Consider the following 5711-nt stretch of genomic DNA (forward strand, 5'->3'; position numbering starts at 1 on the left):
GTCCGGCGATCATGTGATGCGTCTCCCGCGTGAAGCGCTTCCATGGGACTGAACCGGGCCGCCTTCCCGCCTCGTCGTGCGAGGGGGTGGTGATCGTCACCCCTCCCGGTGCCGACCCCCGGTCCCCCGGGCGGCGTGTCCGCGCAGGAGGTCGATGACCTCCTCGTCGCCGACCTGGGGGAAGACGTCGTACCACTGGCCGACCGCGTAGAAGCCCCGGGGCCGGAGCGGGCACACGATGTCATCCGCGCCCTCGGGCTCCGAGCCCATGGCGGCGACGGTCCCGGGAGCGCCGACGGGTACGGCGAGGATCAGTCGGGCGGCGCCCCGGCGGCGCAGGTGCCGTAGGGCGGCCCGGGCGGTGACGCCGGTGGCGAGGCCGTCGTCGACGAGGACGACGGCGCGGCCCTCGACCCGGGGCTCCGGCCGGTCGCCCCGGTAGAGCGATTCCCGGCGGCGCAGCTCGGCCCGTTCGCGGGCCACGTCCGGGGCGAGCCGTTGCTCGTTCAGGCCGAGCAGGTCCAGGGCGGCGCGGTCGAAGAGGGGAGGGTCGTCCCCGACGATCGCCCCGATGCCGCTCTCCGGGCGGCCGGGAACACCGATCTTCCGGGTGACCAGGACGTCCAGGGGCGCGTCGAGGGCCCGGGCCGGCTCGACCGCCACCGGGACGCCTCCCCGGGGCAGTGCCAGGACGATCGGGTCGGGGAGTTCCTCCTCCGCCGCGTGTTCGACGAGTCGAAGGGCGAGCTCCCGGCCGGCGTGGCGTCGGTCGTGGTAGCGCATGACCTGTTGCCTGCCTTCCTCTACGGGGATGTGCGGAGGCCGTCCGGTGCGACGCCTTCCCGCTCGGTGCGGGAGGGGCGCCTCCCCGGGGGTGGTCCCTCCCCGGTGGGGTGACGGCGGGCCCCGGCGGTGCGCGCCGCGCGGTGTGTGGCGGCCGGTGCCGTCGGGGAGGTCGTCGAGTCCTTCGCCCGCGGGTTCGTGAACCACGCCCGATGATCGGGTACCCCTTCCGGCCACCCGTACGCGGGGGAGGTCGCCCGGCCGGAGGGTGTCCGGGCCCCTTCCCCGGGCCGGCACCGGGCGCCGGGCGCCGGGCGGTCTCCGGAGGGCCGGGAGACGCCGGGCACGGGGCGTGGTCCCGGGGCGCGCACGGCGTTCCCGGCGGGAGCACGGGGGCGGCTCCTCCCGGGAGCGGCGGGGCGGTCCGGTGGCGGTTCGCGCGTGCGTCCGGCGCCGCGCGGCGCCGCCGTCAGCGCCCCCGGGGCGGGCCGATGGAGGCGCGTTCGACCACCGGCATGGGGACGAGTTCCTCGCCGGCCGGTTCGCGGCCGAGGAGCAGTTCCACCGCCCGGCGGCCCATGGCCTCGTGCGGCAGGCCGATGGTGGTCAGGCCGGGTCGCAGGTAGGCGGCGACCTCGTCGTCGTCGAAGGAGACCACGGACAGGTCGTCGGGGACGCGCAGGCCCAGTTCGGCGGCGGCCTGGTAGGCGCCGAAGGCGAGGCGGTCGTTCATGCACAGCAGGGCCCGCACGTCGGTCCGTCGCCGGAGCAGGTCGAGGACGGCGTCGTAGCCGTGTTGCGGCTCCCACATCCAGATGGATTCCTCGGCGACGAATCCCAGGCCCTTGTCGGCCATCTCCCCGCGGATGCCGGCGACGCGGCGGGCGATGGTGCGCGAGCGGAACACGTCGCGTTCCGCCGTGTCGCTCTGGCCGATGAGGGCGATGCCCTCCGAGTGGCCGGCGTCCACCAGGAGTCGGACGGCGGCCCGTCCGCCGGGTTCCTCGTCGGGGAGGACGGTGGCGGGGAAGCGGGAGCTGGTGGCGTTCAGCATGACGGCGGGGACGCCCTCGGGCAGGGCGGGGACGAAGAGTTCGCGGGCGCGGACGGTGGCGAAGACGATGCCGTCGACCTGGCGGTCGAGCAGCGCGGCTATCGCCTCGGCCTCGCGTTCGGACTCGCCGCCGGTCTCGGCGAGGAGCACCACGTGTCGGGCCTCCTCGGCCGCCTCCAGGGCTCCCTTGATCAGCCCGCCGGCGAAGCGGGTGGTGGTGACGGTGTCGGAGACGAAGCCGATGGTGAGGGTCTTGGCGGTGCGCAGGCCGCGCGCGGCGACGTTGGGGCGGTAGCCCAGTTCGGCGGCGGCGGCGTGGACGCGTTCGTGGGCCTCCTTGGAGAGGCGGGTGTCGGGGCGGCCGTTGAGGATCATCGACGCCGCGGTGGTCGAGAGGCCGGCCCGGCGTGCCACGTCGGCCAGGGTGACTCTCTTGCGCGGCATCGCGTTCCCTCCGTGGAGAAGTTGTGTGCGACAGCTTGACACAGCCGACACCCGCTGCTGAACATGTCGGCGCTAAAACCTTTTAGCACGACGGGTGCCCGAGCCGCCCGCGAGCCGCCCCGCTGTTTTCCCCTGCCCGGACGCCCCGGCGTCCCCGGCTCCCCCGGGGGTGAACGGCGCGCCCCCGGCATCCGTCCACCAGGAAAAGGGAGTACCCATGGCAAGCACCGCCGGACGCCGTCGCAGACGGCGCGTCACCGTGGCCGCGATCGCCGCGTCCACGGGGATCGTCCTCGCCGCCTGCGCACCGGGTGGCAACACCTCCGCGTCGCCCGAACCCGCGGGCGAGGAGACCGAGGTGAGCACCGAGCTGACCTCGGAGGAGATCACGCTCACCATCGCGGACGAGACCGGTTTCCCCGCCACCGACGAGCTGACCGAGGAGTTCACCCGGCAGCACCCCAACGTCACCTTCCGGATCAACCGGGACACCTTCCAGAACCTCACCGCGAACGCGCCCCGGCTGCTGGCCAGCGACACCCCGCCGGACCTGATCCGGCTGCCCACCATGGGCGACACCGTCCGCGACGGCCTGCTCGCCAACCTCGACCCCTACTACGAGGCCTACGGGTGGGACGCCTGGTCCGACTCCCAGCTCGCCCCGCTGCGGATGAGCGAGGACAACGTGCGCGGCTCCGGCTCGCTCTACCAGCTCGGCCTGGGGTACAGCGTCACCGGCATCTACATGAACCTGGAGATCGCCGAGGAGCTGGGCATCGAGGCCCCGCCGAGCACGCTGGCGGAGCTCGAGGAGCAGATGGCGCTGGCGGCGGAGAACGACGTGCTGCCGATCGTCGCCGGCGACAAGGACGGCGTGGTGAACTTCGTGGTCCAGGCGGCCATGAACCAGTTCGCCGACCAGGGCGAGTTCATGGCCTGGATGTTCAACGAGCCGGGCGCGACCTACAACACGCCGGGCAACGTCGAGGGGGCCGAGCTGATCCGCGCCTGGGCGGACGCGGGGTACTTCTCCGACGACATCAACTCCATCGACTACTTCGAGTTCGTCAGCCGCTTCTCCGAGGGCGGCGGCCTGTTCACCTTCAACGGCAACTGGGAGGCCGCCACCTACCAGGAGGCACTGGGCGAGAACGTCACCTTCTTCCTCGTGCCGCCGGTGAACGAGGGTGACGGGCACGTGGCGATGGGTGCCGCCAACTCCTTCTCGGTGGCCGCGAAGTCCCCGTACGTCAACGAGGTCGCGTACTTCCTGAACTGGATCCACACCGACCCCGCCGCCCGGCAGATCGTGGTGGACGTCACCGGGGCCTCCCCCGGCGGCGACCCGGCGCTGCCGATGCCCGAGGTCGAGCCCGGTTCGCTGATCGAGTCCGCGCTGGAGATGGCGGCGCAAATCGGTGAAGAGGACGGCCAGGTCGACTTCATGGCCAACACCACGGCCGGGATCTACGCGGGCTCGATCATCCCCGAGTCCCAGTTGCTGGTGACCGGTCGGATCACCGGCCAGGAGTTCGTGGAGCGGGTGCAGGAGTTCTACGAGGGCGAGGTCGGCACCCGATGAGCCGTCGCGAGACCCTCCCCGTCCGCCGGGGCGGCGCGCCCCGGCGAGCGGCACGGAGCGCGGGAGGTCGGGCGTGACCGTGCCCCCGACGCCGCGGGGCACCCGTCGGGCCGGTGCGAAGGCACCGGCCCGACGGGCCGCCTCCCGCGGGTGGCTCCTGCTGCTGCCGGCCCTCGGGATGTACATCGGGTTCGTGGTCTGGCCGCTGTTCATGGGCGTGCAGTACTCGTTCTACGACTGGAACGGGGTCGGGCCCGCCACCTGGGTGGGGCTGGACAACTACGTCACGGTGTTCAGCGACCCGTACCTGCTGGCCTCGATCCGCAACGCGTTCGTCCTGATCGCGTTCTTCACCGTCATCCCGATCTCGGCGGGTCTGATGCTCGCCACCCTCATCCGCTCGCTGCGGCCCGGTCCGTTCTCCCGGGCGTCGCAGACGATCCTGTTCCTGCCGCAGATCATTCCGCTCGCCGCGGCCGGTATCGCGTGGTCGTGGATGTACGCGCAGACCGGCGCGGTGAACGAGATCCTCGGGTGGTTCGGGCTCGGGTGGTTCGCCCGTCCCTGGCTGGCGGACTACGGCACGGCGCTGCCCGCCGTGGGGCTGATCGGCTCGTGGGTGCTGACGGGTCTGTGCACCGTCCTGCTGCTGACCGGCATCGGGAAGATCGACGGCTCGCTGTACGAGGCGGTGCGGCTGGACGGCGCGGGTTGGTGGCGGGAGTTCTTCACCATCACGCTGCCCGGTCTGCGGCAGGAGATCGCGGTGCTGATGACGCTCAGCGTGATCGCGGCGCTGAGCAGCTTCGACATCATCTACACCTCCACCCAGGGCGGGCCGGGTCGCGCCACCCTGGTGCCGGCCCTGTCCATCTACCGGATCGGTTTCACCCAGAGCGACGTCGGGCTGGCCTCGGCGTTCGGGATCGTGCTGATGATCCTGGTGCTGCTGTGCGTGCTGCCGATCCAGCGTCTGTCGAAGGCGGGTGACCGATGATCGCCGACCGCACGGAGCGGGTGCTGGGGCGGGTGCTGCTGATCCTCGCCCTGGTGCTCACCCTCATCCCGTTGGTGAACATGGTCTCGGCGGCCCTCCAGCCGGCCGATGTGAACCCCACCGGTCTGGCCTGGCCCTCCGATCCCCAGTGGGGCAACTTCGTCACGGCCTTCGAGACCGGGCACGTGTGGGAGCTGATGGGCTCCAGCCTGTTCATCGTGCTGGGTGTGGTGCCGATCAGTCTGCTGATCGCCACGCTCGCCGGGTACGCGCTCGGCGGGCTGCGGGTGCGCGGCGGCCGGGCCGTGCTGATCTTCATGGTGCTGGGTCTGACCATCCCCTTCGAGGCGTTGATCATTCCGCTGTACTACCAGGCGCAGGCGCTGGGGACGCTCAACTCGCAGTGGGCCGTGATCTTTCCGTTGATCGGGCTGTTCATGCCGTTCGGGGTCTTCTGGATGCGCGCCCACTTCGTGAACGTCCCGCCGGAGTTGGCCGAGGCGGCGCGGGTGGACGGTGCCGGGCTGTGGCAGGAGTTCCGGCGGATCCAGTTGCCGTTGGCGATGCCGGCCGTCTCGGCCCTGGGCATCCTGTTGTTCCTGTGGACGTGGAACCAGTTCCTGCTGCCGGTGGTGCTCATCGACGATCCGCTCAAGCGGACCGCCGCCGGCGCCCTGACCTTCTTCCAGGGTCAGTACTCGCTGAGCATCCCCCTGTTGAACGCCGGCGCCCTGATTATCATCACCCCGGCGATCATCGTCTTCCTCATCTTCCAGCGGCAGTTCATCCGGGCGCTGCTGCGGGGTGCCGTGAAGGGTTGACGCGCCCGCACCCACCGCACCCCCGCACCA

At 71.7% G+C, this 5711-nt stretch carries 5 protein-coding genes; 3 read left to right on the forward strand and 2 right to left on the reverse strand.

Annotated elements, in window-relative coordinates; all coding sequences use genetic code 11:
• Window positions 1-96: 96 nt before the first annotated feature.
• Both FOE67_RS14695 and FOE67_RS14700 read right to left on the reverse strand, forming a co-directional pair.
• On the reverse strand, window positions 97-783 hold the full coding sequence (locus tag FOE67_RS14695) for a phosphoribosyltransferase (protein WP_182664389.1): 687 nt from the start codon (window positions 781-783) through the stop codon (window positions 97-99).
• A 469-nt stretch (window positions 784-1252) separates the two neighbouring features.
• Window positions 1253-2281, reverse strand: a complete 1029-nt coding sequence (locus tag FOE67_RS14700; RefSeq protein WP_182664391.1) for a LacI family DNA-binding transcriptional regulator — start codon at window positions 2279-2281, stop codon at window positions 1253-1255.
• 217 nt (window positions 2282-2498) lie between these two features.
• Here FOE67_RS14700 and FOE67_RS14705 point away from each other — a divergent pair, with 217 nt between their 5' ends.
• From FOE67_RS14705 to FOE67_RS14715, 3 genes are all read left to right on the forward strand, one after another.
• Window positions 2499-3863 (forward strand): ABC transporter substrate-binding protein, encoded by a 1365-nt coding sequence (locus FOE67_RS14705; protein ID WP_182664393.1) that lies wholly within the window; start codon window positions 2499-2501, stop codon window positions 3861-3863.
• Between the two features lie 73 nt (window positions 3864-3936).
• Window positions 3937-4860, forward strand: coding sequence for a carbohydrate ABC transporter permease (locus FOE67_RS14710; RefSeq protein WP_323384945.1), 924 nt, complete (start codon window positions 3937-3939; stop codon window positions 4858-4860).
• Window positions 4857-5681: a carbohydrate ABC transporter permease gene (locus FOE67_RS14715; protein ID WP_182664395.1), complete on the forward strand. Its 825-nt coding sequence runs from the start codon at window positions 4857-4859 to the stop codon at window positions 5679-5681. The genes FOE67_RS14710 and FOE67_RS14715 overlap by 4 nt, the downstream gene beginning before the upstream one ends.
• Window positions 5682-5711: the final 30 nt, after the last annotated feature.

This window comes from Streptomyces calidiresistens, assembly GCF_014141525.1.
In the GTDB taxonomy this organism is placed as follows: Bacteria; Actinomycetota; Actinomycetes; order Streptomycetales; family Streptomycetaceae; genus Streptomyces; species Streptomyces calidiresistens.